This window comes from Actinomycetospora sp. CA-101289, assembly GCF_050955895.1.
GTDB lineage: Bacteria > Actinomycetota > Actinomycetes > Mycobacteriales > Pseudonocardiaceae > Actinomycetospora.
On the sequence record NZ_CP192093.1, the window covers coordinates 2,991,066 to 3,017,528 of the forward strand.

Annotated in this window: 26 protein-coding genes; 20 read left to right on the top strand and 6 right to left on the bottom strand. The window is 75.2% G+C overall.

Annotation, left to right across the window (positions count from 1 at the left end; genetic code table 11):
- Positions 1 to 4: 4 nt before the first annotated feature.
- Positions 5 to 1,120, bottom strand: coding sequence for an alpha/beta hydrolase fold domain-containing protein (locus tag ACQPX6_RS14885; RefSeq protein ID WP_433788082.1), 1,116 nt, complete (start codon positions 1,118 to 1,120; stop codon positions 5 to 7).
- A gap of 176 nt (positions 1,121 to 1,296) precedes the next feature.
- Here ACQPX6_RS14885 and fabG point away from each other — a divergent pair, with 176 nt between their 5' ends.
- Together fabG and fabI are read left to right on the top strand one after the other, a co-directional pair.
- Complete coding sequence (fabG, locus tag ACQPX6_RS14890; protein ID WP_433788083.1) at positions 1,297 to 2,001, top strand: 3-oxoacyl-ACP reductase FabG; 705 nt, start codon at positions 1,297 to 1,299, stop codon at positions 1,999 to 2,001.
- 28 nt (positions 2,002 to 2,029) lie between these two features.
- Positions 2,030 to 2,797: an enoyl-ACP reductase FabI gene (gene fabI / locus ACQPX6_RS14895; RefSeq protein WP_433788084.1), complete on the top strand. Its 768-nt coding sequence runs from the start codon at positions 2,030 to 2,032 to the stop codon at positions 2,795 to 2,797.
- Between the two features lie 4 nt (positions 2,798 to 2,801).
- Here the strand turns inward: fabI and ACQPX6_RS14900 are convergent, their stop codons facing one another.
- Positions 2,802 to 4,385 carry a BCCT family transporter gene (locus tag ACQPX6_RS14900; RefSeq protein WP_433788085.1) on the bottom strand — a complete coding sequence of 528 codons (1,584 nt, stop codon included), beginning with the start codon at positions 4,383 to 4,385 and terminating at the stop codon, positions 2,802 to 2,804.
- Between the two features lie 43 nt (positions 4,386 to 4,428).
- Between ACQPX6_RS14900 and ACQPX6_RS14905 the strand changes: the two genes are divergently transcribed.
- From ACQPX6_RS14905 to ACQPX6_RS14920, 4 genes are all read left to right on the top strand, one after another.
- Complete coding sequence (locus ACQPX6_RS14905) at positions 4,429 to 5,493, top strand: ferrochelatase (protein ID WP_433788086.1); 1,065 nt, start codon at positions 4,429 to 4,431, stop codon at positions 5,491 to 5,493.
- A 160-nt stretch (positions 5,494 to 5,653) separates the two neighbouring features.
- Positions 5,654 to 6,475 carry an N-acyl homoserine lactonase family protein gene (locus ACQPX6_RS14910; RefSeq protein ID WP_433788087.1) on the top strand — a complete coding sequence of 274 codons (822 nt, stop codon included), beginning with the start codon at positions 5,654 to 5,656 and terminating at the stop codon, positions 6,473 to 6,475.
- 16 nt (positions 6,476 to 6,491) lie between these two features.
- A complete protein-coding gene (locus ACQPX6_RS14915) occupies positions 6,492 to 7,784 on the top strand; it encodes a hydroxyacid-oxoacid transhydrogenase (protein WP_433788088.1) in 1,293 nt (430 codons plus the stop codon).
- A gap of 4 nt (positions 7,785 to 7,788) precedes the next feature.
- Positions 7,789 to 8,241, top strand: a complete 453-nt coding sequence (locus ACQPX6_RS14920) for an FmdB family zinc ribbon protein (RefSeq protein ID WP_433788089.1) — start codon at positions 7,789 to 7,791, stop codon at positions 8,239 to 8,241.
- A 65-nt stretch (positions 8,242 to 8,306) separates the two neighbouring features.
- Here ACQPX6_RS14920 and ACQPX6_RS14925 read toward each other — a convergent pair whose 3' ends face one another.
- Entirely contained in the window at positions 8,307 to 9,098 is a 792-nt protein-coding gene (locus tag ACQPX6_RS14925; RefSeq protein WP_433788090.1) for a hypothetical protein, read from the bottom strand.
- Between the two features lie 160 nt (positions 9,099 to 9,258).
- Between ACQPX6_RS14925 and ACQPX6_RS14930 the strand changes: the two genes are divergently transcribed.
- Genes ACQPX6_RS14930 through ACQPX6_RS14960 form a run of 7 tightly spaced genes read left to right on the top strand, consistent with a single transcriptional unit; the run spans position 9,259 to position 15,877 of the window.
- Complete coding sequence (locus ACQPX6_RS14930; protein WP_433788091.1) at positions 9,259 to 10,200, top strand: DUF3097 family protein; 942 nt, start codon at positions 9,259 to 9,261, stop codon at positions 10,198 to 10,200.
- Between the two features lie 41 nt (positions 10,201 to 10,241).
- Positions 10,242 to 10,736 (top strand): NfeD family protein, encoded by a 495-nt coding sequence (locus tag ACQPX6_RS14935; protein WP_433788092.1) that lies wholly within the window; start codon positions 10,242 to 10,244, stop codon positions 10,734 to 10,736.
- Positions 10,736 to 11,920, top strand: a complete 1,185-nt coding sequence (locus tag ACQPX6_RS14940) for an SPFH domain-containing protein (protein WP_433788093.1) — start codon at positions 10,736 to 10,738, stop codon at positions 11,918 to 11,920. Before ACQPX6_RS14935 ends, ACQPX6_RS14940 begins: the two co-directional genes overlap by 1 nt.
- 28 nt (positions 11,921 to 11,948) lie before the next feature.
- Positions 11,949 to 13,607, top strand: coding sequence for a glutamate--tRNA ligase (locus tag ACQPX6_RS14945; protein WP_433788094.1), 1,659 nt, complete (start codon positions 11,949 to 11,951; stop codon positions 13,605 to 13,607).
- A 4-nt stretch (positions 13,608 to 13,611) separates the two neighbouring features.
- A complete protein-coding gene (locus ACQPX6_RS14950; protein ID WP_433788095.1) occupies positions 13,612 to 14,454 on the top strand; it encodes an alpha/beta fold hydrolase in 843 nt (280 codons plus the stop codon).
- A 47-nt stretch (positions 14,455 to 14,501) separates the two neighbouring features.
- Positions 14,502 to 14,891, top strand: coding sequence for a hypothetical protein (locus ACQPX6_RS14955; protein WP_433788096.1), 390 nt, complete (start codon positions 14,502 to 14,504; stop codon positions 14,889 to 14,891).
- Complete coding sequence (locus ACQPX6_RS14960) at positions 14,888 to 15,877, top strand: DUF3616 domain-containing protein (protein ID WP_433788097.1); 990 nt, start codon at positions 14,888 to 14,890, stop codon at positions 15,875 to 15,877. The genes ACQPX6_RS14955 and ACQPX6_RS14960 overlap by 4 nt, the downstream gene beginning before the upstream one ends.
- A gap of 51 nt (positions 15,878 to 15,928) precedes the next feature.
- Here ACQPX6_RS14960 and ACQPX6_RS14965 read toward each other — a convergent pair whose 3' ends face one another.
- Positions 15,929 to 17,395: an NAD-dependent succinate-semialdehyde dehydrogenase gene (locus tag ACQPX6_RS14965; protein ID WP_433788098.1), complete on the bottom strand. Its 1,467-nt coding sequence runs from the start codon at positions 17,393 to 17,395 to the stop codon at positions 15,929 to 15,931.
- Positions 17,396 to 17,508: 113 nt separating this feature from the next.
- On the opposite strand from ACQPX6_RS14965, the gene ACQPX6_RS14970 reads away from it, so the two are divergent.
- On the top strand, positions 17,509 to 19,035 hold the full coding sequence (locus tag ACQPX6_RS14970; protein WP_433788099.1) for an FAD-dependent oxidoreductase: 1,527 nt from the start codon (positions 17,509 to 17,511) through the stop codon (positions 19,033 to 19,035).
- Between the two features lie 121 nt (positions 19,036 to 19,156).
- The gene (locus tag ACQPX6_RS14975) at positions 19,157 to 19,483 is read left to right on the top strand and encodes a hypothetical protein (RefSeq protein ID WP_433788100.1); all 327 of its coding nucleotides are present in this window, start codon (positions 19,157 to 19,159) and stop codon (positions 19,481 to 19,483) included.
- Here ACQPX6_RS14975 and ACQPX6_RS14980 read toward each other — a convergent pair.
- Positions 19,480 to 20,151 (bottom strand): TVP38/TMEM64 family protein, encoded by a 672-nt coding sequence (locus ACQPX6_RS14980; protein ID WP_433788101.1) that lies wholly within the window; start codon positions 20,149 to 20,151, stop codon positions 19,480 to 19,482. The genes ACQPX6_RS14975 and ACQPX6_RS14980 overlap by 4 nt on opposite strands.
- 52 nt (positions 20,152 to 20,203) lie before the next feature.
- The gene (locus ACQPX6_RS14985; protein WP_433788102.1) at positions 20,204 to 20,794 is read right to left on the bottom strand and encodes a putative glycolipid-binding domain-containing protein; all 591 of its coding nucleotides are present in this window, start codon (positions 20,792 to 20,794) and stop codon (positions 20,204 to 20,206) included.
- A 155-nt stretch (positions 20,795 to 20,949) separates the two neighbouring features.
- Between ACQPX6_RS14985 and ACQPX6_RS14990 the strand changes: the two genes are divergently transcribed.
- The 5 genes from ACQPX6_RS14990 to ACQPX6_RS15010 all read left to right on the top strand — a co-directional run bounded on the left by ACQPX6_RS14990 (position 20,950) and on the right by ACQPX6_RS15010 (position 26,462).
- Positions 20,950 to 22,233, top strand: coding sequence for a hypothetical protein (locus ACQPX6_RS14990; RefSeq protein WP_433788103.1), 1,284 nt, complete (start codon positions 20,950 to 20,952; stop codon positions 22,231 to 22,233).
- A 2-nt stretch (positions 22,234 to 22,235) separates the two neighbouring features.
- The gene (locus tag ACQPX6_RS14995; RefSeq protein WP_433788104.1) at positions 22,236 to 22,913 is read left to right on the top strand and encodes a DUF4129 domain-containing protein; all 678 of its coding nucleotides are present in this window, start codon (positions 22,236 to 22,238) and stop codon (positions 22,911 to 22,913) included.
- Positions 22,910 to 24,109, top strand: coding sequence for a DUF4350 domain-containing protein (locus ACQPX6_RS15000; RefSeq protein WP_433788105.1), 1,200 nt, complete (start codon positions 22,910 to 22,912; stop codon positions 24,107 to 24,109). Before ACQPX6_RS14995 ends, ACQPX6_RS15000 begins: the two co-directional genes overlap by 4 nt.
- A gap of 85 nt (positions 24,110 to 24,194) precedes the next feature.
- Complete coding sequence (locus ACQPX6_RS15005; RefSeq protein ID WP_433788276.1) at positions 24,195 to 25,151, top strand: AAA family ATPase; 957 nt, start codon at positions 24,195 to 24,197, stop codon at positions 25,149 to 25,151.
- Between the two features lie 3 nt (positions 25,152 to 25,154).
- Positions 25,155 to 26,462, top strand: coding sequence for a DUF58 domain-containing protein (locus tag ACQPX6_RS15010; protein WP_433788106.1), 1,308 nt, complete (start codon positions 25,155 to 25,157; stop codon positions 26,460 to 26,462).
- Position 26,463: the final 1 nt, after the last annotated feature.

The following is a 26,463-nucleotide window of genomic DNA, read 5'->3' on the forward strand; positions in this document are numbered from 1 at the left end:
GCGCTCACACGTGGTCGACCGCGAGCCGATCGGTGAACGCCCGGATGTCGGCGATCGCGGCGCGGTGCTCCGCGGGCAGGGCCTGCCGGAAGATCAGCTCGGCGCCGTGGACGATCCCGAGGTTCACCCGCCCCGACGCCGGGACGCCCGCGGCCAGCAGCTTGCGGTAGTACGCCAGGCCCTCGTCGCGGAGCGGGTCGAGCTCGTTGACCGTGACGACGTGGGGCGGCAGGCCGGCGAGGTCGTCGAGGGTCGCGAAGTACGGCCAGGCCAGCGGGTCCTCGGCGTGGCGGCCACCGGGGTCGTAGGCCGCCACGAGCAGGTCCATGAGGGCGCAGTTGATGAAGTACCCGTCGTTCTCGATCATCGAGGGCAGCTCGCGGAGCTTGCGGGCGTCGTCCCACGCGGAGCCGCCGCTGATGTAGGGCACGGAGACGTGCACGCCGTCGATGGCGTCGAGGTCCCCCGAGCGCTTGGCCCGCAGGGTCGTGGCCAGTACGAGGTTCGCGCCGCCGGACTCGCCCTGCAGCACGATGCGGGTCAGGCCCAGTTCGCCGCGCTGGTCGTCGAGCCAGCGGACGGCCGCGGCGCAGTCGTCGAGACCCGCGGGGAACGGGTGCGGGCCCAGCGCCGTCCACGCGTTGCGGAACCCGACCTGCACGGCGACGAGGCCGGACAGGGCGAGGTCGCGGCACCAGCGGTCGTGCACGCGGGTGTCGGCGTCGAGGATCGTCATCCCGCCGCCGTGGATGTAGGCGACGCACGGCAGCGGCCCGGCCACGCCCGCGGGGCGGTAGACCCGCAGGGGCACGAGGTGGCCGTCGGGGGACGCCACCGAGGTGTCGGTGACGTCGACGGACTCGTCGGGCTCGTCGTCGGGAAGGGCAAGCGGGACGCTGGCGTAGATCGCGCTGAACCCGTCGTGCAGGCCGCCGACGGCCTCGCTCACCGCCGCGTGGCCGGCCGCCCGGGTGATCGGGGGCTCCGCGGCCGGCCCGTCGAGCCCGAACGCGGCCAGCGCGGCCACGAGGTCGGGCTTGGCGCGCGGGTCGGTGCGCAGGTCGAGGGAGGGGTCACCGAGACGGCCCGGGAGGGTCGGCGAGGCGTCGGTCGCGGTCATGGGTCCTCCGAGCGGCGGGGTCGGCTCCGTGATCGACTCTATGAGCCACGCCACACGGCGCAAGGCGCTGAACGGCCGTGAGTGGTTGCCCGTGTCCCACCACGGGCAAGGGCTCACGAGGCGGAGCCAAAGCGGCTACCCTTCCGCCGCCGCTGGACCCGACCGAGAGGAGTCGCGTGAGCCGCGTCGTGCTGGTCACGGGAGGCAACCGCGGGATCGGGCTCGCCACGGCGCGCGAGTTCGCCGAGCGCGGGTACAGCGTGGTGGTGACCCACCGCTCGGGCGAGCCGCCGGAGGGTCTGCACGGCGTCCAGTGCGACGTCACCGACTCCGCGCAGGTCGACGCCGCGTTCTCGCAGGTCGAGTCCGAGCACGGGCCCGTCGAGGTGGTCGTCGCCAACGCCGGCATCACCCGCGACGGCCTGCTCATGCGCATGCCCGAGGACGCGTTCACCGACGTCCTCGACGCCAACCTCACCGGCGCCTGGCGCGTCACCCAGCGCGCCATCCGCGGCATGGTCAAGGCCCGGTTCGGGCGGCTGGTCTACGTGTCCAGCGTCGTCGGGCTGACCGGCGCGCCGGGCCAGGCGAACTACGCGGCGTCGAAGGCCGGCCTCATCGGCCTCGCCCGCTCCACGGCCCGCGAGCTGGGCGGGCGCGGCATCACCGCCAACGTCGTCACCCCCGGCTACGTCGACACCGACATGACCGCCGAGCTCACCGACAAGCGTCGCGAGGAGCTCCTGGGCTCCATCCCGCTCGGGCGCGTCGCGGCGCCCGAGGAGGTGGCCAAGGCCGTCGCCTGGCTCGCCTCCGACGACGCCGCGTACGTCACGGGCGCGGTCCTGCCGGTCGACGGCGGCGTCGGCATGGGCCACTGAACAGTCGATCAGCAGGGGAGACGACCGCATGAGCGGAATGCTCGACGGCAAGCGCATCCTGGTCACCGGGATCATCACCGACGCCTCCATCGCCTTCCACGCGGCGAAGGCGGCCCAGGAGGCCGGCGCGACCGTCGTGCTCACCGGCTTCGGGCGCCTGTCCCTGGTCAAGCGCGTCGCGCAGCGCCTCCCGCAGGAGGCGCCGGTCATCGAGCTGGACGTGCAGAACCAGGAGCACCTCGACGCCCTGGCCGACAACGTCCGCGAGCACGTCGACGGCCTCGACGGCGTCCTGCACTCGATCGGTTTCGCGCCGATGGACGCCCTCGGCGGCAACTTCCTGCACACCGAGTGGAAGGACGTCGCCACCGCGGTCGAGGTCTCGGCCTACTCGTTCAAGTCGCTCGCGATGGCCTGCCGCCCGCTGCTCGGGCGCGGCGCGTCGCTGGTCGGCATGGACTTCGACAACACCGTCGCCTGGCCCGGCTACGACTGGATGGGCGTGGCCAAGGCCGCGCTCGAGGCCACCACCCGCTACCTCGCCCGCGACCTGGGCCCCGAGGGCATCCGCGCCAACCTCGTCGCCGCCGGCCCCGTGCGCACGATGGCCGCGAAGTCGATCCCGGGCTTCGACACCTTCGAGGAGGCCTGGGTGCAGCGCGCGCCGCTGGGCTGGGACCTCGGCGACCCCACCCCGGTCGCGAAGACGATCTGCGCGCTGCTCTCGGACTGGATGCCCGCCACCACCGGCGAGGTCGTCCACGCCGACGGCGGCTACCACGCGATGGGCGCCTGAGCCCCTACCCGTCCCGCGGGTGGTCCGCGGCCAGGGTGCGGTGCAGCGCGAGGCAGATCGCCAGCATCAGCAGGGCGAACGGCGTGGCGACGAGGATCTCCGCGTTCTGCAGCGCGTCGAGCCCGCCGATGAGCAGCAGCGCGGCGGCCAGCGCGGCCATGATCACGCCCCAGGTCAGCTTGCTGCGCGTGGCCGGGTCCAGCCCGCCGCCGGACATGCTCCCGAGCACCACCGTGCCCGCGTCGGCGCCCGCCACGAAGAAGATCCAGACCAGGACGAGCACGAGCAGCGCCATGACCAGGAAGCCCGGGTATTCGCGCAGGAACCGGAACATCGCCAGCGCCTCGTCCTGGCCGGCCGCCGCGCCGATCGCGCCGCCGGTGCGGTTGTCCGTGTCGAGGCCGGCGCCCCCGAGCACCGAGAACCAGACGACGCTGAACACGCTGGGCGCGACCAGCACGCCGATCACGAACTCGCGGATCGTGCGGCCCCGGGAGATGCGGGCGATGAACGCGCCCACGTAGGGCGCCCAGGCGATCCACGTCGCCCAGAAGAAGATCGTCCAGTCCGTGAGCCACTCGGGGCCGGCGAACGGGTAGGACCGCAGGCTCATCGGGACCACGCGCGCGAGGAAGTTGCCGGTCTCCTGCGTCAGCAGGTTCAGCTGCAGCGTCGTCGGTCCGACGACGACGAAGTACGCGACGAGCACCACCGCGAGCGCGATGCTGGCCTGGCTCAGGACGTTGATGCCCTTCGAGATCGGCGTGGACGCCGAGAGCATGTAGCCCACCGCGGTGACCGCGATGACGGCCAGCGACAGCGTCACCCCGCCCGACAGGCCGAACACCTCGCCGAGGCCCGCGGTGATCTGCAGGGTGCCGAGGCCCAGCGACACCGCCACCCCGAACAGCGTGGCCACGACGGCCAGGACGTCGATCGCCTGGCCGAGGGGGCCGTCGACGCGGTCGCCGAGCAGGGGGCGCAGGACGGCGCTCAGGCGCAGGGTCGCCGTGCCGCGGTTGTAGCTCGCGTAGGCCACGGCCAGCCCGACCACCGCGTAGATCGCCCACGGGTGCAGCGTCCAGTGGAAGAACGCGTACTGGAGGCCGACCTCGGCCGCCTCGGGGGTGCCGGGCGCGGCCGTGCCCGGCGGCGGCTCACGGTAGTGCATCACCGGCTCGGCGACGCCCCAGAAGAGCAGCCCGACGCCCATCCCGGCCTGGAAGAGCATCGCGAACCAGGCGAAGCGGCCGAACTCGGGTCGCGCGTCGGGCCCGCCGAGGCGCACCCGGCCGAACCGGCCGAACGCGAGGTAGAGCGCGAAGACCAGGAAGAACGACGTGACCAGCAGGAACATCCAGCCGAGGTAGGTCACGACGGCCGACACCGCGGCGGCCAGGGCGGCCCCGACCGGCCCCACGGCCAGGAACGAGACCACGACGAAGGCCGCCGAGAGGCCCACCGAGATCCAGAAGACGGGCCCGAACTGACGGGCGTCGGCGCCGTCGGCGGACGCGTCGGTGGGGGCCTCGGCGGGGGAGTCGGCGGGCGTGTCGTCGTCCGGGCGCACCTGCTCCGTGTCGGTCACGACCGGGCGTGTACCCGGGTCGGACGCGGGGGATGCTGGGCTCGTGAGCACCCCGCCCGTCGACGCCGTTCTCCTGCTGTCGTTCGGGGGACCGGAGGGGCCCGACGAGGTGCGCCCGTTCCTCGAGAACGTCACCCGCGGGCGCGGCGTGCCGCCCGAGCGCCTCGACGAGGTCGAGCAGCACTACCAGCACTTCGGCGGCGTGAGCCCGATCAACGAGCTCAACCGCCGGCTCGTCGCCGACCTGTCCCGGGCGCTGCGGGAGGCCGGGCACGACCTGCCGGTGTACTTCGGCAACCGCAACTGGCACCCGCTGGCCGAGGACACGGTGACCGACATGGCGCGCGACGGCGTGCGCCGGGCGCTCGTGTTCGCCACCAGCGCCTACGGCGGCTACTCGGCCTGCCGGCAGTACCACGAGGACATCGCCCGGGCCCGCGCCGCGGCGACCGAGCGCACGGGCGGGGCGCCCGACCTGGTCAAGCTGCGCCACTTCTTCGACCACCCGCTGTTCGTCGGGGCGGTCGCCGACGGGGTGCGGGCGGCGCGGGAGCAGCTGGTGGACGGCCACGACGCGCGCCTGGTCTTCACGGCCCACTCGGTGCCGGAGTCGGCCGACCGCACGGCCGGGCCCCCCGGGGAGGGCGGGCACCGGTACTCGCGGCAGATGGCCGAGGCCGCCCGCCTCGTCGCCGAGGCCGTCGGCGCGCCCGAGCACGACCTGGTGTGGCAGTCGCGGTCCGGGCCGCCGCGCATCCCGTGGCTGGAGCCCGACATCGTCGACCACCTCGACGACCTGCACGACCGTGGCGTCGGCGCCGTCGTCGTCAGCCCCGTCGGCTTCGTGTCCGACCACCTCGAGGTGGTGTGGGACCTCGACAACGAGGCTGCCGAGCACGCCGAGAAGATCGGGATGGGCTTCGTGCGCGCGGCGAGCGCCGGGTCGGACCCGCGGTTCGTGCGGATGGTCGCGGAGCTGGTCGCCGAGCAGGTCGACGGGGCCCCGGTCCGCGGGCTCGGCACCGTGCCGCGCGCCGGGGTCGGGTGCAACGGGGAGCTCTGCCACCCCGGGTGCTGCGAGCCGGCGAAACGTCCGGGTTCGCCCTGATCGCCTGCTCGCGGCGGCTCACGACGGCCGTCCCACCGTGTTGCCGATGATCGTCGACGTGGCTAGTGTCGCGCGTCACGTGGTCGGTGTTGCATGCATCGTCGTGCGGCGGTCCCGGCCGTGTTCCCCATCCGGCACGTGGACCGCGGAGGATCCCTGAATGGCTGCCAGTGGCGAGATCAAGGTCAGCATCCTGGACTGCGGGATGATGACCGCAGACCTGACGTGGCTGCTGCTCAAGCCCGGGCGCTCGATCCGCCCTCGCCAGCAGCGCGACCAGCCGACCGAGTGGGCCGACGTGCCCACGCACTGCGTCCTGGTCGAGACCCCCGACGGCACGCTGCTCTGGGACACCAGCTGCCCGCGTGACTGGGAGGAGCGCTGGGGCCCGACGGGCCTGCAGGACTTCTTCCCCTACGAGAAGGTCAGCGAGGAGGAGTACCTCGACTCGCGCCTGCGCCAGCTCGGCATCGGCACCGACCAGATCGACTACGTCGTGCTCTCCCACCTGCACTTCGACCACTGCGGCAACGCCGACCTCTTCAAGGACTCCTCCGCGAAGCTGGTCTGCAGCGACAAGGAGAAGGAGTGGGCGTTCGGGTTCGACGGGCTGTTCAACGGCGCCCACCTCAAGACCGACTACGAGGAGCTGTCCTGGGAGACCGTCTCGGGTGACACCGAGTTCCTCCCCGGGGTCACGCTCCTCCAGACGCCCGGCCACACCCCGGGAACCATGTCCATGCAGGTCGACCTGCCCGACACCGGCACCATGATCTTCACGTCGGACGCCGTCTACATGGGCGAGAGCTACGGCCCGCCCACCACGCCGGCGGCGATCGTCAACGACATGGGCCAGTTCTACTCGTCGGTGGAGAAGATCCGCGGGGTCGCCGAGAAGACCGACGCCACCGTGGTCTTCGGCCACGACCCCGACCAGATCCGCGAGCTCAAGACCGTGGGCAACGGCGGCCACTACACCTGATCGGAGCCCCAGCACCATGACGGTCCCCCCGGTACCCACCGACGAGTCGGTGTTCACGTGGGGCGCCCCGCCGCTGAAGTTCGGCGCGGGCGCCTGCGACGAGATCGGCTTCGACCTCGCCCAGTACGGCGCGAAGCGCATCCTGTTGATCACCGACCCCGGGATGCAGCAGACCGGCCTGCCCGACCGGATCGCCGACAACATCCGCCGGTACGACATGACCGTCGAGATCTTCGACGGCGTGCACGTGGAGCCCACCGACGACTCCATGAACAAGGCGATCGGCTACGCCCACGAGCAGGGCCCGTGGGACGGGTTCGTCGCCGTCGGCGGCGGCTCGGCGATCGACACCGCCAAGGCGGTCAACCTGCTCACCACCTGGCCCGGCGAGCTGATGGACTACATCAACAAGCCGGTCGGCAACGCGCAGGTCCCGCCGGGGCAGCTCAAGCCGCTGATCGCGGTGCCCACCACGGCGGGCACCGGCTCGGAGTCCACCGCCATGTGCGTGCTGGACGTCCTGTCGCTGCGGGTCAAGACGGGCATCAGCCACTGGCGGCTGCGCCCGACCCTCGCCGTGGTCGACCCGCTGCTGACGATGACGCTCCCGCCCGAGGTCACCGCGGCCTCGGGGATGGACATCGTCTGCCACGCGCTCGAGTCCTACACCGCGCGCTGGTACACGAGCTTCGACCGCAAGAAGCCCGAGGAGCGCGTCACCTACTGCGGCTCGAACCCCGTCTCGGACCTGTGGTGCGAGAAGTCGATGTCGCTGCTGGCCCGGTCGTTCCGCACCGCGGTCGAGCGGGGCGAGGACGACGTCGACGCGCGGATGGACATGATGATGGCGGCGACGTTCGCCGGCATGGGCTTCGGCAACTCCGGGGTGCACATCCCGCACGCCAACGCCTACCCGATCGCCGGGCAGGTGCGGGACTTCCACCCGTCGGGCTACCCGCAGGACGAGCCGATGGTGCCGCACGGGATGTCGGTGTCGCTGACCGCGCCGGAGGCGTTCCGGTTCAGCTTCGAGGCGGCGCCCGACCGGCACATGGCCGCGGCGAAGCTCCTCGGGCCGAACGCGGACACGCAGAACGACGCCTCCGAGCAGCTGCCGCACGTGGTCACCGAGCTGATGCGCGACATCCGCATCCCGAACGGGATCGGCGAGGTCGGCTTCGGCGAAGGCGACATCCCCGACCTCGTCGACGGGACGATGAAGCAGCAGCGGCTGCTGGCCACCTGCCCGAAGACGCCCACCGAGGACGACCTCGCGGACATCTTCCGCAAGTCGATCCAGAACTGGTAGCCGCGTGCCGATCTACGACTACCGCTGCGGGTGCGGCGTGCGCTTCGAGCGTCTCGTCGCCCTCGACGCGCCCACCCCGCCGTGCCCCCAGTGCGGCGGGGAGGCGCGCAAGGTCCCATCACGTCCCGCGCTGCACGGCACCGCGGACCCGGGGCCGTCCAAGGAGTACATGCCCCAGACCTGGAAGGGCACCCACCGCGGCAACCGGGAGTACGTGACCGGACTCCAGCGGCAGTGGGAGAAGCGCGAGCGGCTCGAGGCGAAGCACCCCGAGCTCCGCGGCGACACCCGCCCGGTGGCCGCGCACGAGGGGCGCTACGAGCAGGCGCCCCTGCGGGCGGGGGAGCCGTACCTGGGGCCGGGGTCGTCGTCGGGGTCGTCGGGGTCGTCCGACTCCTCGGGTTCCTCCGGCGGGTCCGGGCACGGGCATGGTCACGGGCACGGCCACTCGCACTGAGGTGACCCGGGACGAGGGACGCCCTCGCTGCGCACGACGCAGCCGGGGCGTCCCTCGCTCGCCGTTCAGGCGGCGGTGAGCACCCGCACGGTCTCGGCCACGGCGGCGACGCGCGCGGCGCGCACCGCGGTGGCCAGCGGGCGCAGGGCGTCGTTGCGGGCGAGCGCGGCCGAGGAGGACATCGCGCCGCCCGGGTCGTCGCCGGACGCGGCGAGCAGGATCGCCTCGACCTCGTCGGCGTGCTGGAGCACCCGCAGGGGCCGCCCGGGCGTGCCCGCCGGCCAGGACGCGTGGGGGCGGCGGCGCAGGGCGTCGGCGATCTCCTCGCGGACCCCGCGGCGGGGGCGGGCGACGTCGAGCGCGGCGAGGGTGTCGGCGGCGTCCCGCACGCCGGTGCGCAGGTCGTGCTCGGCGTCGGCGAGGCTCGGGTGCGCGGCCGGGGGCACGTCGTCGACGAGGTGCACGGTCCAGCGCAGCACGCCGTCGGCGACCGCGGAGGGCACGAGCGCCAGGGCCGGCCCGGCGAGCACCGCGCACTCGCCGGCCTCGAGCGCCGCGGCGCGCAGGGCGTCGGGGCCGGGCAGCCCGCGGACGTCGCCCGGGGCGGGCAGCACGACGCGCGCATCCGGCCCGTTGCCCGCGGAGCGGCGCCGGGCGAGGGCCAGCAGGGCCGCGAGGCCGGTGCCCGCGTGGTCCGGGGTCGGCAGGTCGGTCACGGCGGCGACCGCGGTGTCGGCGGCGACCACGTCGTGGGCCTCGGACCACGGGGCCAGCGCGTCGAGGACGTCGTCGGCGGCGGCGCCACCGGCGAGCCACGCCGCGCTCCACACGGCCAGGGAGGCACTCGGGCAGGGCACCCGGACGACGATACGGGCGCTGCGGCGCGGCGGCCGCCGGGCGGGGCGGGGCGAAGGACGCCCCGACTGCGTCCCGCGCAGCCGAGGCGTCCCCCGCACACCGCCCGCCGCGCCCGCGTGTCGAGCCCGGACGACCGGCCCGCGCCGTTAGCGTCCCCGCGTGGCGAGAACGCAGGGCCGGGGCATGCACGGCTCCTCCGGCGACCCGGGCTTCCGATCGACCGGCGGGGCGGTCCGCGCGCCGGGACGCGGCGGCACGCCGTCGTCGGGCGCCGGGCGCACCGGCGGCCTGCCGGGGCTCGCGGCGCACAAGCCGAAGCGCGAGGTGGTCTCGGTCGTCGCCGAGCCGGGCCTGGTCGTCGAGGATGCCGCCGAGACCTTCTGCGGCGCGGTGATCCGGGCCGACATCCGCGAGGTCGTGCTCGAGGACTCCGCGGGGCGGCGCCGGCTCTTCCCCAACAAGCCCGCCGCCTTCCTGCACGAGGGGCGCCCGGCGACGCTCGTCCCGCCGCAGCGCGCCGCCGGGCCGTTGGCGACCCCGCAGCGCTCTGCGTCCGGGTCACGGCGGGTCGAGGACGTCCGCGCCAAGACGGCGCTGCCGCACCGCATCTGGGTCGAGGGCCTGCACGACGCCGCGATCGTCGAGCGCGTCTGGGGCCACGACCTGCGCGTCGAGGGCGTCGTGGTCGAGCCGCTGCACGGCGCGGACGTGCTCGTCGAGGCCGCCCGCGAGTTCGGGCCGGGTCCGGACCGGCGGCTCGGGGTGCTCGTCGACCACCTCGTCTCCGGGTCCAAGGAGTCGCGCATCGCCGACGGCCTGCGCCGCGAGCTCGGCCCGGCCGCCGCCCACGTCCTGGTGCTGGGGCACCCGTACATCGACATCTGGGAGGCCGTGAAGCCCGCGACGGTCGGCATCGCGGCGTGGCCCCGGATCCCGCGCGGCATCGAGTGGAAGCGTGGCGTCTGCGAGGCCCTCGGGTGGGGCGACGAGCGCGACGGCGCGCGCCGGGTGCTGTCCGCCGTGTCCACCTGGACGGATCTCGAGACCCCCCTCATCACGTCGATGGAACAGCTGATCGACTTCGTGACCGTCGGCCCCTGACCACACCCTCGCCGTCCCCGTGGCGTGGCACACTCGACGGTGTGATCCCGCTGCTGTGGCTGATCGCGGGAGTGGTGCTGATCGCGGTCGAGCTGGTCTCCGGCACCTTCGTGCTGCTCATGCTCGGACTCGCCGCGTTCGCGGCCGCCGGGGCCTCGGCCCTGGGTGCGCCGCTCGGGGTCGACGTCGCCGTCTTCGGTGTCTCCGCCGCCGTCCTGGTGCTGCTGGCGCGGCCCGCGCTGCAGCGCCGGATGCGTGGCGAGGCCGCGGACGGCGCGGTCAACGCCGGGCCGGCCGCGCTGCTCGGCACCACGGCCGAGGTCGTGGACGCGATCACCGGCGACGACGCGGGCACCGTGCGCATCGCGGGCGCCCTCTGGACCGCACGGGCGCTGCACGACGGCCCCGGCAGCCCGGCACTCACCCCCGGCGACCCCGTGGTCGTCGTCGACATCCGCGGGGCCACCGCCGTGGTCACGGCGCCGAGCGCCGGCCCCGCGCACCCGTCCCGCCCACCCCTGCAGGGAGAGAGCTGATGGACCCCGTCACGCTCGTGCTCTACGTGGTCATCGCCGCCGCGCTGATCCTCATCATCACCGCGGTGGTCAAGGCCGTCACCGTCGTGCGCCAGGCCGAGGCCGCCGTCATCGAGCGGCTGGGGCGCTACCAGCGCACCGCCGGCCCCGGGCTGACGTTCCTCGTGCCGTTCATCGACCGCATCCGCGAGCGGGTGGCGCTGTGGGAGCAGGTCGTCTCGTTCCCGCCCCAGCCGGTGATCACCCAGGACAACCTGACGGTCTCGATCGACACCGTCGTCTATTACCAGGTCACCGAGCCGCGCAACGCGGTCTACGAGATCTCCGACTACATCAACGGCGTCCAGCAGCTGACCACCACGACGCTGCGCGATGTCGTCGGCGGGATGAGCCTCGAGGAGGCGCTGACCTCCCGCGAGACGATCAACACGCGCCTGCGCCGCGCCCTCGACGACGCCACCGGGCCGTGGGGCCTGCGGGTGGTCCGCGTCGAGCTCAAGGCCATCGACCCGCCGCCCTCCATCCAGCACTCGATGGAGCAGCAGATGAAGGCCGACCGCGAGAAGCGGGCCATGATCCTCACCGCCGAGGGCCACCGCGAGTCGTCGATCGCCGCCGCACAGGGCAACAAGCAGGCCGCGATCCTCAACGCCGAGGGCTCCAAGCAGGCCGCCATCCTCAACGCCGAGGCCGACCGGCAGGCCACGATGCTGCGCGCGCAGGGCGAGCGGGCCGCCGCGTACTACCAGGCCCAGGGCGAGGCCAAGGCGATCGAGAAGACCTTCGCCGCGATCAAGGCCGGACGTCCGACGCCGGAGATGCTGGCCTACCAGTACCTGCAGACGCTGCCGCAGATGGCGCAGGGCGAGTCGAACAAGCTCTGGGTGGTGCCCAGCGACTTCGGCAAGGCCCTCGAGGGCTTCACGAAGATGCTCGGGGCGCCCGGTGAGGACGGGGTGTTCCGCTACCAGCCGTCACCCCAGGACCCCGCTCCTGCCACGCGCCCGGGCGAGACCGACGACGACGTCGCCGACTGGTTCGACACCAGCACCGACCCCGAGATCGCCCGGGTCGTGGCCGCCGCCGAGCAGCGCGCCGACGCGGTCCTGGCGGAACCGGAGAACAACGGCGCGGGGCGCCACGCCACCGGCGACCTCGGTCTGCCGCCCGGTGACGGCGCCTGAGCAGGGCGACCTCGTAGGATCGGGCCCCATGCTCGATCGCGCCCTCGTCGACGGCCTGTTCCCGGCCGACCTGCCCGAGCCCGCCGAGCTCGAGGAGCGCTACCCGCCCCGCGAGCTGGCCGAGGGCGCGCTCGTCACGCGCTTCGGCCCGAGCCCCACGGGGTTCGTGCACGTGGGCGGGCTCTACACGGCGATGGTGTCGCGCGACCTCGCGCACTCGACGGGCGGCGTCTACGTCCTGCGCATCGAGGACACCGACCAGAGCCGCGAGGTCGCCGGCGCCGACGCGCAGTTCCGCCGCGCGTTCGAGGCGTTCGACCTGGTGCCCGACGAGGGCGACGTGGCGCTCCCGGAACCCCGCGGCGACTACGGGCCCTACCACCAGTCGCAGCGCGCGGCGATCTACCAGACCTACGTGCGCGAGCTGATGCGCCAGGGGCGGGCGTACCCGGACTTCGCCACGAAGGACGAGCTGGCGCAGATCGCCGACGCGCAGCGCACGCTCAAGCTCCCCACCGGCTACTACGGGCGCTGGGCACCGTGGCGGGACGCGAGCGAGGACGATGTGCGCGCCGCCCTGGACGAGGGCCGGCCGTGGGTGGCGCGGTTCCGGTCCGGGGGCGTGGTGGGGGAGCGGTTCGCGTTCACCGACCGCCGGCGCGGACGCGTGGAGATGGAGGACAACCACAACGACGTGGTGATCCTCAAGAGCTCCGCCAACGACGTCCGGCTGCCGACCTACCACTTCGCGCACGCCGTCGACGACCACCTCATGCGCACGAACCTCGTCGTGCGCACCGAGGAGTGGCTGTCGTCGGTGCCGACGCACCGCCAGCTGTTCGCCGCGCTGGGCTTCGAGCCCGTCGACTACGCCCACCTCGCGCCGCTGATGAAGCAGGAGGGCGGGTCGAAGCGCAAGCTCTCCAAGCGCAAGGACGCCGAGGCGGCCGTCGACTTCTACCTCGAGGCCGGCTACCCGGTGCCCGCCGTGCAGTACTACCTGCGCGGGCTGGCCAACCCCCGGCTCGCGGAGATGCCGCTGGCCGAGGCCCTGGCCACCCCGCTGCGCCTCGACGACTTCGGGCTCGCCGGCCCGCTGGTCGACACGGTCAAGCTCGCCGACATCTCCGCCGACCACATCGCCTCGCTGCCCGGCCCGGACGTGCTCGCCGGCGTGCGCGCCTGGGCCGCCGAGTACGACCCCGAGGTCGTCAAGGTGCTCGACGCCAACCCCGAGCTCGCGGCGGCGGCGATCGACGTGGAGCGCGTCGGGGTCGAGAACCCGCGCAAGGACCTGGCGAAGTGGTCGGACTTCCGCGAGGCCTACGGCTTCTTCTTCCCGGAGCTGTTCACCGACGTCACCGACGCGGGCGACGAGCGCTTCGGCGGGCTCGACGCGGCGCTCGTGCGGACGCTGGCCGCCGACCTCGCCGACGGCTACGTCCAGGAGGGCGACCAGCCGACCTGGTTCCAGCAGATCCGCGACCTCGCGTCGCGCCACGGCTTCGCGCCCAACCCGAAGACGTACAAGAAGGACCCCGACGCCTACCCGGGCATGCTCAAGGACGCCGCCAACGTCGCCCGCGTCGCGATCACCGGCGCCCAGCGCAGCCCCGACCTCTACGAGGTCACCCGCGCGCTCGGCGCCGACGAGGTCGTGCGCCGCCTGCGGGCGCTCGCCGGCTGACGGCGTGTACGTCCGCACCGACGACGGCGTCCGGATCGCCTACGACCGCGAGGGCGCGGGCGGTCGCCCGCTGGTGCTCATCGGCGGGCTCGGGCAGATGCGGGCCACCGACGCGGCGACGCGGACGCTGACCAGCGAGCTCGCCGCCCGCGGGTGCGACGTCGTGCACCACGACCGGCCGGGTCGCGGTGACTCGGACGACGGGCCCGCGACGCTGGCGGGCGAGGTCGCGGCGCTGCGCGCGCTGGTCGACGAGCTCGGCGGGCGCGCCGCCCTCTACGGCAGCTCTTCGGGCGGGGCGATCGCCCTGGCCGCGGCCGCGGCGCTGCCCGGCGTCGACCGGCTCGTGCTCTGGGAGGTCCCGCTCGCCACCGACGGCGGGGCCCAGGCGTGGGCGTGGCACGCGGGGATCGTCGAGCGCGCGCGGGCGGGCGACCCCGAAGCCGTGCTCCGGTTCGCCACCGAGGGCATGCCCCCGGAGTGGCTGGACGGCATGCTCGGTGGGCCCGACCGCGAGCGCTACCTGCGCCTCGCGCCCACGGTCGCCGCGGACACCGAGGCCCTGGCACGCGTCGCGGACGCCCTGGCGGACGGGAGCCTCGCCCGGTCGGTCACGGTGCCGACCACCGTCCTCACCGGCTCCGCGGCCTGGCCGTTCTTCGTCGCGGCCGCCGAGGCCCTCGTCGCCGCGCTGCCCGACGCCTCGCGGGCCGAGGTGCCCGGCGCCGAGCACGGCTGGGCGCCCGCCGACCTCGCGGACGCGGTCGTCGAAGCGCTCGACTGGGGGTCACTTCTCACCGAGGGTCACCTCGACCGGCGGGTGCTCGCGGCGCACTGGGCTGAATGAGACATACTCTCCGATCACAGCGACGCTGAGTCACGAAGAGGTGGAGCATGACCGCACGAGGTCCCGCCACGTACGGGGCGCTGGCCGTCGCCCTCGTCGCGGGCGGGCTGCTCGCCGGCTGCGGCGGCACCGGCAGCTCGGTGAGCTGCAGCGGCAACGACTGCCGGGCGACCGTCACCGGGTTCCCGATCGAGGTCAGCCAGCCGGACGCGAGCCAGCCGACCCGCAGCGGGCGCACCAGCACCCGGCGCGCGCCCCGCGACAACGACGGCGTGGACTTCACCGTCAACGCCGTCGGCCCGGGGTGGGCGGACATCGAGGACGACGGCACCGTCACGCGCATCACCCAGGGCGGCACGTTCGTCGAGGACGGGTCGACGGTGCGGCTGGAGTCCTCGGACGGGCGCACCGCGGTCTTCACGTTCCGCCGCCGATGAGCCCGACCCCGGTCCCGCTGCACCTCGGGCCGCACGCCGCGACCAGCGGGCTCGACGTCTCGGGCGTCGCCGCGGCCGGCGACGTGCTGTTCCTGGCCCCCGACGAGGGCGCGTCGCTGCTGGCCCTGCGCCGCGAGGGCGCCGGGTGGGGGAGTCCCGAGGAGCTGCCGCTGGCCGGCCTGGTCGACCTGCCCGGCGATCCCGACGACGAGGTGGACGCCGAGGGCCTCGACGTGGTCGACGGCGCGCTGTGGGTCGTCGGGTCGCACAGCGCCAAGCGCAGGCGGGTCAAACCGGGGACGCCCGCGGACCAGGTGGGCGTCCGGCTCGCGCGCACGTCGGCGGAGAAGTCACGCCGCCTGCTCGCCCGCCTGCCGCTGCGCGACGGCCCGGACGGGGCGCGCCCGGTCCCGGGTGCGGGGGCCCGGTTGCCGTCCGGGCGCCGCGGGCTGTTCGGGGCGCTGGCCGCCGACGAGCACCTCGCGCCGTTCCTGGCGATCCCGGGCAAGGACAACGGGTTCGACGTCGAGGGGCTCGCGGTGCTCCCGGACCGCGTGGTCCTGGGCCTGCGCGGTCCGGTGCTGCGCGGCTGGGCGGTGCTGCTGGGGCTCGCGGTGCACGTGGAGGGCTCCGAGCTCGCCCTGGACGGGGTGGGCAAGCACTTCGTCGACCTCGACGGCCTGGGTGTGCGCGACCTGGCCCGCGACGGCGACGACCTGCTCGTGCTCGCCGGCCCGACGATGGTGCTCGACGGCCCGGCGCGGATCGTGCGCCTGCCCGGGGCGGCCGCCGCCGGGTCGCTGCCGCCGGCGATCACCCGCGACGAGGTCGAGGTGGTCGCCGAGCTCGCCGTCGGCGTCGGCTGCGACCGCCCCGAGGGCCTGGCCGTCCTGCCTGAGGGTCTGCTCGTGCTGCACGACACCCCGGCCGCCCACCGCCTGGACGACCGCACCCTCACGGGCGACCTGTGGCCTTCGGCCACGTGAGCACTTCTCGGTGCTGCAGCACCGAGAAGTGCTCACGTGCGCGGAGCGCACCTACACGTTCATCGCCACGTACTTGACCTCGAGGTACTCCTCGATGCCCACGCTGCCGCCCTCGCGGCCCAGGCCCGACTGCTTCCAGCCGCCGAACGGCGCGCCGGCGTTGGACACCACGCCCTGGTTGAGCCCGACCATCCCCGCCTCGAGGCGTTCGGCCAGCCGGATCGCCCGGGAGAGGTCCCTGGTGTACAGGTAGCTGACCAGGCCGAACTCGGTGTCGTTGGCGGCGCGGATCGCCTCGTCGTCCTCGGTGAACGTGAAGATCGGGGCCACCGGGCCGAAGATCTCCTCCTTGGCCACGCGGGCCGAGGTGGGCACGTCGGCGAGCACGGTCGGCGGGTAGAAGTAGCCCTGGCCCGAGGGCACCTGGCCTCCGGTGCGCACGGTCGCGCCCTTCTGCACGGCGTCGTCGACCAGCTCGGCCACCTTGTCGCGCTGGTCGGCCTCCACCAGGGGGCCGACCTCGACGCCCTCCTCGGTGCCGCGCCCGACCTTCATGTCGCCCATCCGCTCGGTGAGCTTCTTGGTGAACTCCTCGGCGACGTCGGCGTGGATGTAGAACCGGTTGGCCGCGGTGCACGCCTCGCCGATGTTGCGCATCTTGGCCAGCATCGCGCCCTCCACCGCGGCGTCGACGTCGGCGTCCGCGCACACGACGAACGGCGCGTTGCCGCCCAGCTCCATCGACGTCTTGAGCACCTGCTCCGACGCCTGCTGGAGCAGCTTCTGCCCGACCTCGGTGGAGCCGGTGAACGACAGCTTGCGGATGCGCCCGTCGGCGATCAGCGGGCCCATCACCTTGCCCGTCGACTTCGTCGTGACGACGTTGAGCACCCCGTCGGGCAGGCCTGCCTCGGCGAGGATGTCGGCCAGCTTGAGGATCGTCAGCGGGGTCAGCGACGCCGGCTTGATCACCATCGTGCAGCCGGCGGCGATCGCCGGGCCGATCTTGCGGGTGCCCATCGCCAGCGGGAAGTTCCACGGCGTGATGAGCAGGCACGGCCCGATCGGCTGGCGCATCACGAGCACGCGCCCCGACCCGGTGGCGTTGACCTTCCACTCGCCGGCGATGCGCACGGCCTCCTCGGAGAACCAGCGGAAGAACTCCGCGGCGTAGCCGATCTCGGCCTTCGACTCGGCGAGCGTCTTGCCCATCTCGAGGGTCATGAGCATCGCGATGTCGTCGGCGCGCTCGGTGACCAGCTCGAAGGCGCGGCGCAGGATCTCGCCGCGCTCCCGGGGCGCGGTGGCGGCCCACTCGGCCTGGACGCCCGCGGCGGCGTCGAGGGCGGCCATCCCGTCCTCGGGGGAGGCGTCGGCGACGTCACAGAGGATCTCGCCGGTGGACGGATCCTCGACCCCGAAGGTCTTCTGGTCGGTGGCGTCGCGCACCGACCCGCCGATGATCAGCCCCTTCGTGACCTCGTCGATCACGCGCCGTTCCCGGTCGGTCTCGGCCATCGGTGCCTCCCGCTGCACGGTCCTGCCCTCGCGCCCCGTGGCGGGGCCGGTCGACGGGCTAGGTGCCCCCGCTCCGGCGGGCCCATGCCCGCCGGGCGGCCTAGGCTGCGCCCGTGTCCGGCCCCTTCCGTCCCCACCACCACGTGCGTGCCCGGCCCGACCTCCCGCAGCGCGTGGGTCCGGACGTCACCGCCGTCGTCGTCGGCGGCGGCATCGCCGGCGTCACCGCCGCGCTGGTGCTCGCCGAGCGCGGCGTGCGCGTCGAGCTGCTCGAGGCCGCGCCGCACCTCGGCGGCCGGCTCGGGACGTGGGACCGGCGTCTCGCCGACGGCAGCGAGGTGGTCGTCGAGCACGGGTACCACGGCTTCTTCCGCCAGTACTACACGCTGCGCGACGTCCTGCGGCGCATCGACCCGGACCTGGGCTTCCTGCGCGACGTCGGCGGCTACCCGATCGCGAGCCGCCCGTCGGTGGGCTGGGAGCCCGAGGACTTCACGGCGCTGCCGCGCACCCCGCTGCTCAACCTCGTCGCGCTGGTGCTGCGCAGCCCGAGCTTCAAGCTGCGCGAGCTGCGCCACGTCAACGCCGACGAGGCGCTGGCGATGCTGCACTACGACCCGGCGCGCACCTACGCCGAGCACGACCACCGCAGCGCCGCCGAGCTGCTCGACTCGCTCGGCTTCTCCGACCGCGGGCGGGCGATGCTGTTCGAGGTGTTCGCGCACTCGTTCTTCAACGTCGAGCAGCGCTACTCGGCGGCCGAGTTCCTCGCGATGTGCCACTTCTACTTCACCGGCAACCCCGAGGGCCTGGGCATGGACGCCCCGGTCGAGGATTACCGGACCTCGCTGTGGGAGCCCTTCACCCGCGTGCTGGAGAAGCACGGCGCGACGGTGACGACGGGCGCCCGCGCGGTGTCGCTGCGCCCCGACGGCGCGCGCGGTTGGGCGGTGGACGTCGAGTCCGAGCCCGCACGGCACGCCCGCCACCTCGTGGTGGCCACCGACGTCCCCGCCACCCGGAACCTCGTGGCCGCCTCGCCGGAGCTCGTGGCCAGCGCCCCGGGGCTCGCGCGGCGGATCGCGGCCCTGCCCGGCGGCGAGCCCTACGTCGTCGCCCGGCTGTTCTGCGAGGGCGACGTCGACCCGTCGCGGTCGGCGTTCACCGGCGTCACCCGCGAGCGCGTGCTCGACTCGGTGACGCTGTTCCACCGGCTGGAGGGCGGGTCGGCGCGCTGGGCCCGGGAGCGCGGGGGCTCCGTCGTCGAGCTGCACTCCTACGCGTGCCCGCCCGGGGAGTCGGTGGACGACCTGGTGGCGGCGATGCGCGAGGAGCTCGCCGCGCTGTGGCCCGAGGCCGCAGACCTGCGGGTGATCGACGCCGAGACCCACCGCTACACCAACGCGCCGGGCTTCGACCCCGGCTACCACCTGGTGCGCCCCGGCGTCCTCACCGACGCCCGCGGGCTGCGCCTGGCCGGCGACTGGGTGGCGTGCGACGTGCCGTCGGCGCTGATGGAGCGGGCGGCGGTCACCGCGGTCACGGCGGCCAACGACGTCCTGCGCGAGGAGGGCGTGGGCCCCGAGCCCATGCGCTCGATCCGGCCGCGGGGGATCCTGGCGCGCTCGGTACGTGCGTGATCTTCTGAGCTGTAGCTCAGAAGATCACGCACATGGGGCGAGCGCGGCGGGCCGGGCGGGGACGCGATACCGTCTGCGCGCCGTCGACGGGGGTCGGCGGGACGACCAGGGAGGGACCCGCGTGCTGAACCGACGCACAGCCGCCCGCACCTCGGCCCTCGCGGCCGTGCTGCTCGCCGGGGGCGTCGCCCTGAGCGCCTGCGTGTTCCCCGGCGACGAGCCCGCCCCGGGGTCGCCGACCAGCCCGAACGAGTACTCGACCAACGGCTTCCCGCCGCCCGGTCCCGCGCCCCAGCCCGGCGTCATCACCCCCGACCCGGTCGCGCCGGTCGCGCCGTCGGAGGCCCCGCGGCCGGCCGAGGGCCCCGTGCGCACCGAGGGCCCGGTCAGCCCGAGCCCCACCGAGCCCGAGCCGACGAACAACCCGGCCCCGCCGCCCGGCAGCTAGTCCCGCTCCTGCGGCTCCTCTGTCTCGGGTCGTGGCCCGCGGGCGCACAGCAGCACCCCGATCACGCCGATGGCCCCGCTGACCCCGAACACGGCCAGCGAAGCCGGCGACAGCGACCCGGTGGCGGCGTCGCCGAGCAGCACGACGGCCGACGTGCCGGGCACCAGCCCGATCGCGGTGCCCACGAGGTAGTGGCGCCAGCGCACGCTCGTGACGCCGAACGTGTAGTTCAGCGGCGCGAACGGGATCGCCGGCACGAGCCGCGCCGACGTCACCGAGAGCAGGCCGCGTGAGGACAGGCGTTCCTCGGCCGCGCGCACCCGACCCGGCCCGAGCCGGTCGACCGCCCGCCCGCCGAGGCGCCGCGCGATGGCGAAGGCGGCGGCCGCGGACAGCGTGCTGGCCACCACGCACAACGCGATCCCGAGCCACGGCCCGAACATCACGCCCGCCGACAGCGAGAACACCGTGCGGGGCAGGGGCGTCGTCGTCACCAGCGCGTGGACCAGCAGGAACGCGACCGGCGCCCACGCCCCGAGCCCGTCGACCCGGTCGCGCAGCTCCAGCGGCGTCGGCAGCGGCACGACGAGCGCGACGGCGACGAGCGCGAGCACGATGACCGCCAGCAACAGCCAGCGGGCACGACCGGAACGCAGGGGCGAGGGCACGGTACGGCTCGCCTCCACCACGGGCATCGGGGCCTGACAGCGACGAGGGTACCTAGGCGACCCGGGTGAACAGCCCCTGATAGGCGACGACGAGCCCGGCCCGGTCGACGGTGATGCCGAACTCGCCGTAGGTCGGGTCGGCGTAGGTGTAGGTGGCGAGGCCGCGGGCGTCGTCGGGACCGCGGCGGTAGACCTGGCGCACGCGGTGCACGGCGAGCGAGGGCACGTCCAGCCAGGCCACGTCCACCGACGCCTCGCCGCCGACGGGCAGGCCCAGCCGGTTCACGGGCAGGGCGTTCGTCAGCGGCGTCGCGGACACGTCGACGTCGGTGCACCCGCGCAGCTCGGGCCACGGGCGGCCGTCGAGGCTCCACTCGCCGAGGGAGTCGACCGAGAGCGTGACCCGTTCCAGGCCGTCGTCGGCGAGCACCTCGACGAACACGGTGCGCGTCAGCCAGGCGCGGTCGGCGATCACCGAGAACCGCAGCGACCAGGCGCCCGCCTCGTCGCGGGTCACGGCCGCGCCGTCGAGCAGGTGTGCCCCGTCCGGGTGATCGGCGTCGGGGGTGAAGTCCGAGAGGGCGCCGTGGGCCAGGCCGTCGGAGATGTCGAGCCGGCGCCACAGCGCGGAGTGCAGGGCCACGCGGGGATCGTGACAGACGCCGGCGCGGCCCTGGCCCGAGCCCACCGGTGGCCGGCGCGCCGCCGTGGACGCGGGTGCGCGTCGGGCGTCCGTGGCACGATCGCCGCGTCCTCTCCCCGGTGCGGGGGGAGCCACCCGAGCAGGGAGCGTGTCCGGTGAGTGGTCCGTCGTCCGACCCCAGCGGCGAGCCGTCGGAGGCCGCCAGCGGCGAGCCGACCCCGCCGCAGGGCACCCCGGGCGCGGACGTCCCGGCCTGGGACCCGGGCCCGACGCAGACCGGGCCGGGGTACGAGCAGCAGTCCGGGTTCGGGCAGCAGCCGGGATACGGCCAGCAGCCTGGCTACGGGCAGCAGGGCTACGGCCAGCAGTCGGGCTACGGCCAGACCGGCTACGGCCAGCAGCCCGGCTACGGGCAGCCCGCGGGGTACGGCCAGCAGCCGGGCCACGGCCAGCCCGGGTACGGCGCGCCCGGCGGGTTCGGCGGGTTCGGTGCCGCGCAGGCCCCGAAGCCCGGCGTCGTCCCCCTCCGCCCGCTGGGCCTCGGCGAGATCCTCGACGGCGCGCTGCAGTACATCCGCGCGCACCCGCGCGTCGTGCTCGGCGCGTCGGCGGTGGTCGCGGTGATCAGCCAGGTCGTGCAGGTGGTGCTCCAGCTGCTGTTCACGTCGTCGGCGACCGACCTCGGCGGCTCCCCGGACCTGGCCCAGGTCACGGGGCTCGTCGCGGGCATCGGGCTGGCGGGCCTGCTCGGCATCGTGGTCACGGTCGTCGCGGCCGCGGTGCTCACGGGCGTGCTCATGGTGGTGATCAGCCGCTCGGTGCTGGGCGCGCCGGTCGACGCGGGCGAGGTCTGGCGGGCCGCGCGGCCGCGGGTGGGCGGGGTGCTCGGCGTCGCGGTGCTCGTCGCGCTGATCAACCTCGGGATCCTCGCCGTCGCCCTGCTCCCCGGGACCCTGCTCCTCGCCCTCGACACCGCCACGGGCGTCGTGGTGATCGTCATCGGCGTGCTCGCGGCCATCGCGGTGCTGGTCTGGATCAACGTGATGCTCCTGCTCGCGCCGCCGGCCTACGTGCTCGAGGGCGTGGGGGTCGTCGAGTCGCTGCGGCGCTCGTGGTCGCTCGTCACCGGGCGCTTCTGGCCCGTGTTCGGCATCCAGCTGCTCGGTGGGCTGATCACGTTCGCGATCGCGCTCGTGATCACGCTGCCGTTCCAGGCGCTCGGCGGTGCGCTGGGCTACGCGGCCGGCAGCAGCGGGGGCCCGACGGCGACGGCGACGACGCTGCCGGTGCTGCTGATCGTGGCGGTCGGCAGCATCATCGCCACGACGCTGACGACGCCGTTCCAGTCGGGCGTCACCGGCCTGCTCTACGTCGACCAGCGCATGCGCCGGGAGGGCTTCGACATCGAGCTGCAGCGGTCCGTGGCCGGCGGTCGCTGACGGTGCTGCCGCTCGGGCCCGTCCCGGGGCCACCGCCCGGCGCCGGGCCGGGGATCCCGCTCCCGGGCGCCGTGCCGATCGACCTCGGCGCCGACCCGGCGCGCGAGCTGGCGCGCGAGGAGCTCGCCCGCCAGGAGTACCGCGACGCCCAGCCCGACCCCGTGCTGGCCGCGGTGCAGTGGCTCGCGCGCCGCATCGCCGACCTGCTCCGCGCCGCCGCGGGGGTCTCGCCCGGCGGTGGGTGGGGGCTGCTGGTGCTCCTGGTGCTGGTGGTGGTCGTCGTGATCGTCGTCCGGCGGCGTTTCGGCCCGACGCTGCGCAGCGCGGCGGTGGCCGGCACGGTGCTCGGCGCGACCGAGCTGCCCGCCGCCGAGCACCGCCGCCTCGCCGACGGGCACGCGGCCGCCGGCCGGTACGACGACGCGGTGCGCGAGCGGATGCGGGCGATCGTCCGCGCGCTCGAGGAGCGCACGGTGCTCGAACCCCGGCGCGGGCGGACGGCGACGGACGCGGCCCGCGAGGGCGGGCGCGCCCTGCCCGGCGCCGCGGCCGACCTGCGGGAGGCGGCGCACCTGTTCGACGAGACCGTCTACGGCGGCCGGTCCGCCGGCACCGCGGGTGACGCCCGCCTGCGCGAGGTCGACGCCGCGGTGGCGGCCACGAGGCTCGTGCGCTCGTGATCGACGGGGACTCCGCGCGCGTCGAAGCAGCGAACAGGCCGTTCGCTGCGGACCAGCCGGCCCCGCGCCGTCGCTGGCGCGGCCCGGTGCTCATCGGTGCCCTGGTGCTGGCGGGCGCGCTCCTGCTCGCCGTGCTCGGCACCGCGCCCCGCACCGGCGAGCTCGACCCCGCGGCGGCGTCGCCGGAGGGCTCGATGGCCCTGGCCCGCCTGCTCGAGGGCCAGGGCGTGCGGGTCACGCCCGTCTCGGACCTCGACGCCGCGGCCGCCGGGCCCGGACGCACCGTGCTCGTCGCCCTGCCCGAACGGCTGAGCACCCGCCAGCGCGACGCCCTCGCAGCCTCAGGTGCCGATCTCGTCCTGCTGCGCCCCGACGAGCGCAGCCTGCGCGCGCTCGCCCCGACCGTGGCCCTCGAACCCGTCGAGCTCCCCGAGCCCACCGAGCCGGGGTGCGCGCTGCGCGCCGCGGTGCTCGCCGGCCCCGTCGACCTCGCCGGCGCCGCGTACACGACGACCGACCCCGCCGCCGCCCGCTGCTACCCGACCGGCACCGGGAGCGGCGCGGCGTCGCTGGTGGCGGTCCGCGACCGCGGGCGCACCGTCACCGTCGTCGGCGACGCCACCCCGTTCACCAACGACGTCCTCGACGAGCGGGGCAACGCCGCGCTGGCCCTCGACGTGCTGGGCGCGCAGCCGCAGCTGCTCTGGTACCTGCCCGTCCCGCCGCCGGCCGAGCCGGGCCAGGCGCGCGGGACCACCGAGCTGCTGCCGCCGGGCTGGCTGTGGGCGCCGGTCCAGCTGCTGGTCGCGGGCCTGGTCGTCGCCCTGTGGCGGGGCCGGCGCCTGGGTCCGGTCGTCCATGAGGACCTGCCCGTCGTCGTGCCCGCGGGGGAGACCGTGCGGGGCCGGGCGCGCCTGTACCGCCGCGCGGGGGCCCGCGACCGGGCCGCCGCCGCCCTGCGCGCCGACGCGCACCGGGACCTCGCCCTGCGCCTCGGGGTGCCGCGCGGGGCGGGGGCGGACGCCGTCGTCGACGCCGCCGCGGCCCGCACCGGGTGGCCGGTCGCCGCCGTCGGCGCGCTGCTCGCCGGCCCGCCGCCCCCGGACGACCCGTCGCTGGTCGCGCTGGCCGGCGAGATCGACCGGCTGCGCGCGGCGGTCCGCGAGGCCTCCGGTGCGGTGTCCGGAGGGGCGTGATCGGATGGCGCGCGTGGCAGAGGACCGTGAGGGCGGGATCGGTAGCGAGATCCCTGCCGGCAACGCTGCCGACGACACCGCCGAGATCACCGCCGACGAGGCCCGCGAGGCCCTGCTCGCCCTGCGCCACGAGGTGGGCAAGGCCGTCGTCGGCCACGACGCCGCGGTCACCGGCCTGGTCATCGCCCTGCTCTGCCGCCGCCACGTGCTGCTCGAGGGCGTGCCCGGCGTGGCCAAGACGCTGCTCGTGCGCGCGGTCGCCGCGGCACTGTCGCTCGAGGACCGCCGCGTGCAGTTCACCCCGGACCTCATGCCCGGCGACATCACGGGCTCGCTGGTCTACGACTCGCGCAGCGCCGAGTTCTCGTTCCGCCCCGGTCCCGTGTTCACGAACCTGCTGCTCGCCGACGAGATCAACCGCACGCCCCCGAAGACCCAGGCCTCGCTGCTCGAGGCCATGGAGGAGTACCAGGTCTCGGTCGACGGGACGCCGCGCCCGCTGCCCGACCCGTTCGTGGTGGCCGCGACCCAGAACCCCGTGGAGTACGAGGGCACCTACCCGCTGCCCGAGGCCCAGCTCGACCGGTTCCTGCTCAAGCTCGTGCTGCCGCTGCCGGCCCGCGACGACGAGATCCGCATGCTCGCCCGCCACGCCGAGGGCTTCGACCCCCGCGACCTCGCGGCCGCCGGGGTGCGCCCCGTCGCGGGCGCGGCGCACCTGCGCGCGGCGCGGGCGGCGGTCGCGCGGGTGACCGTGCGCCCCGACGTCCTCGCCTACGTCGTCGACCTGTGCCGCGCGACCCGCGCGTCGCCGTCGCTGCGCCTCGGGGTCTCGCCCCGCGGGGCGACGGCCCTGCTCGTCGCCGCCCGCAGCTGGGCGTGGCTCTCGGGCCGCCCGTACGTGACGCCCGACGACGTCCAGGCCCTCGCCCTGCCCGTGCTGCGCCACCGGGTCGAGGTGCGTGCCGAGGCCGAGCTCGAGGGCGTCACCGCCGACGGCGTGGTCACCGGGGTGCTCGGCGCCGTGCCGGTGCCCCGCTAGACGGTGGCGGTCACCGAGCGCCTGGCGCTGCTCGCGGCGCTGGGGACGCTGGTCGTCGGGTTCCTGCTGCCCTCGCTGGTCGGGGTGCTCGTCGTGAGCGCGGTGGTGGCCGTGCTGGCGGTGGTCGACGCGCTCCTCGCCGTGCCGGTGCGCGCGCTGGCGCTGGACCGCGAGCAGGCCCCCGACCACGTGACGAGCCTGCGCCTGGGCGCGTCGACCGAGATCGCGCTGCGCGTCGCCAACCCCGCCGGACGGCGCGCGGTGCTGGTGCTGCGCGACGCCTGGGAGCCCTCGGCCGGCGCGGTGCCGGCGCGCCAGCGACTCGTGGTGCCGGCGGGGGAGCGGCGCCGGGTCACCACCACGCTGACCCCCAGCCGGCGGGGCGACCGGGACGCGGTGCGCGTGGCGGTGCGCTCGGTCGGCCCGCTCGGGCTGGCCGCACGCCAGGGCCGGCGCGCGGTCCCGGCGCGGGTGCGGGTGCTCCCGCCCTTCGGGTCCCGCCGGCACCTGCCGTCGCGCCTGGCGCGGCTGCGCGAGCTCGACGGGCGCCGCGCGGTGCAGGTCCGTGGGCAGGGCACCGAGTTCGACTCGCTGCGCGAGTACGTGGCCGGCGACGACGTGCGGTCGCTGGACTGGCGGGCCTCGGCGCGCTCGACGGGCCTGGTCGTCCGTACCTGGCGCCCCGAGCGCGACCGGCACGTGCTCGTCGTGCTCGACACCGGCCGGGCCGCGGCGAGCCGGGTGGGCGACGCCCCGCGGCTGGACGCGGCCCTGGACACCGCGCTGCTGCTGGCGGCGCTGGCCTCGCGGGGCGGCGACCGGGTCGACCTGCTCGCCCTCGACCGCGAGGTCCGCGCGTCGGTGCAGGGCGCCACGGCGCGCGACCTGCTGCCCGCCCTGGTCACGGCGATGGCCCCGCTCGAGGCGCGGCTGGTCGAGACCGACATGCGCCTGGTCGCGTCGACGGTGCTGGCGCGGGCCGGGCGGCGCAGCCTCGTGGTGCTGGTGACGGGGCTCGACGAGTCCGCGATCGCCGAGGGCCTCGAGCCGGTGCTCCCGGCCCTGCTGCGCCGGCACACCCTGCTGGTGGCGGCCGTCGCCGACCCGGAGCTCGCGGTCCTGGCGGCCGGGCGCGGCGACGCCGAGGCCGTCTACACCGCGGCCGCCGCCGAGACCGCCCGCGCCGCCCGCCGCCGCGTGGTCGAGCGGCTGACCCGCCGGGGCGTCGAGGTCGTCGACGCGGGCCCCGACGACCTGCCCCCGGCCGTCGCCGACCGCTACCTCGCGCTGAAGGCGGCGGGGCGCCTGTGAG

What these genes read in the sequence shown, in the direction of transcription:
- ACQPX6_RS14885 (WP_433788082.1), bottom strand. Translation starts at nt 1,120, where the DNA reads ATGACCGCGACCGACGCCTCGCCGACCCTCCCGGGCCGTCTCGGTGAC.
- fabI (WP_433788084.1), top strand. Translation starts at nt 2,030, where the DNA reads ATGAGCGGAATGCTCGACGGCAAGCGCATCCTGGTCACCGGGATCATC.
- ACQPX6_RS14910 (WP_433788087.1), top strand. Translation starts at nt 5,654, where the DNA reads ATGGCTGCCAGTGGCGAGATCAAGGTCAGCATCCTGGACTGCGGGATG.
- ACQPX6_RS14915 (WP_433788088.1), top strand. Translation starts at nt 6,492, where the DNA reads ATGACGGTCCCCCCGGTACCCACCGACGAGTCGGTGTTCACGTGGGGC.
- ACQPX6_RS14940 (WP_433788093.1), top strand. Translation starts at nt 10,736, where the DNA reads ATGGACCCCGTCACGCTCGTGCTCTACGTGGTCATCGCCGCCGCGCTG.
- ACQPX6_RS14945 (WP_433788094.1), top strand. Translation starts at nt 11,949, where the DNA reads ATGCTCGATCGCGCCCTCGTCGACGGCCTGTTCCCGGCCGACCTGCCC.
- ACQPX6_RS14955 (WP_433788096.1), top strand. Translation starts at nt 14,502, where the DNA reads ATGACCGCACGAGGTCCCGCCACGTACGGGGCGCTGGCCGTCGCCCTC.
- ACQPX6_RS14960 (WP_433788097.1), top strand. Translation starts at nt 14,888, where the DNA reads ATGAGCCCGACCCCGGTCCCGCTGCACCTCGGGCCGCACGCCGCGACC.
- ACQPX6_RS14965 (WP_433788098.1), bottom strand. Translation starts at nt 17,395, where the DNA reads ATGGCCGAGACCGACCGGGAACGGCGCGTGATCGACGAGGTCACGAAG.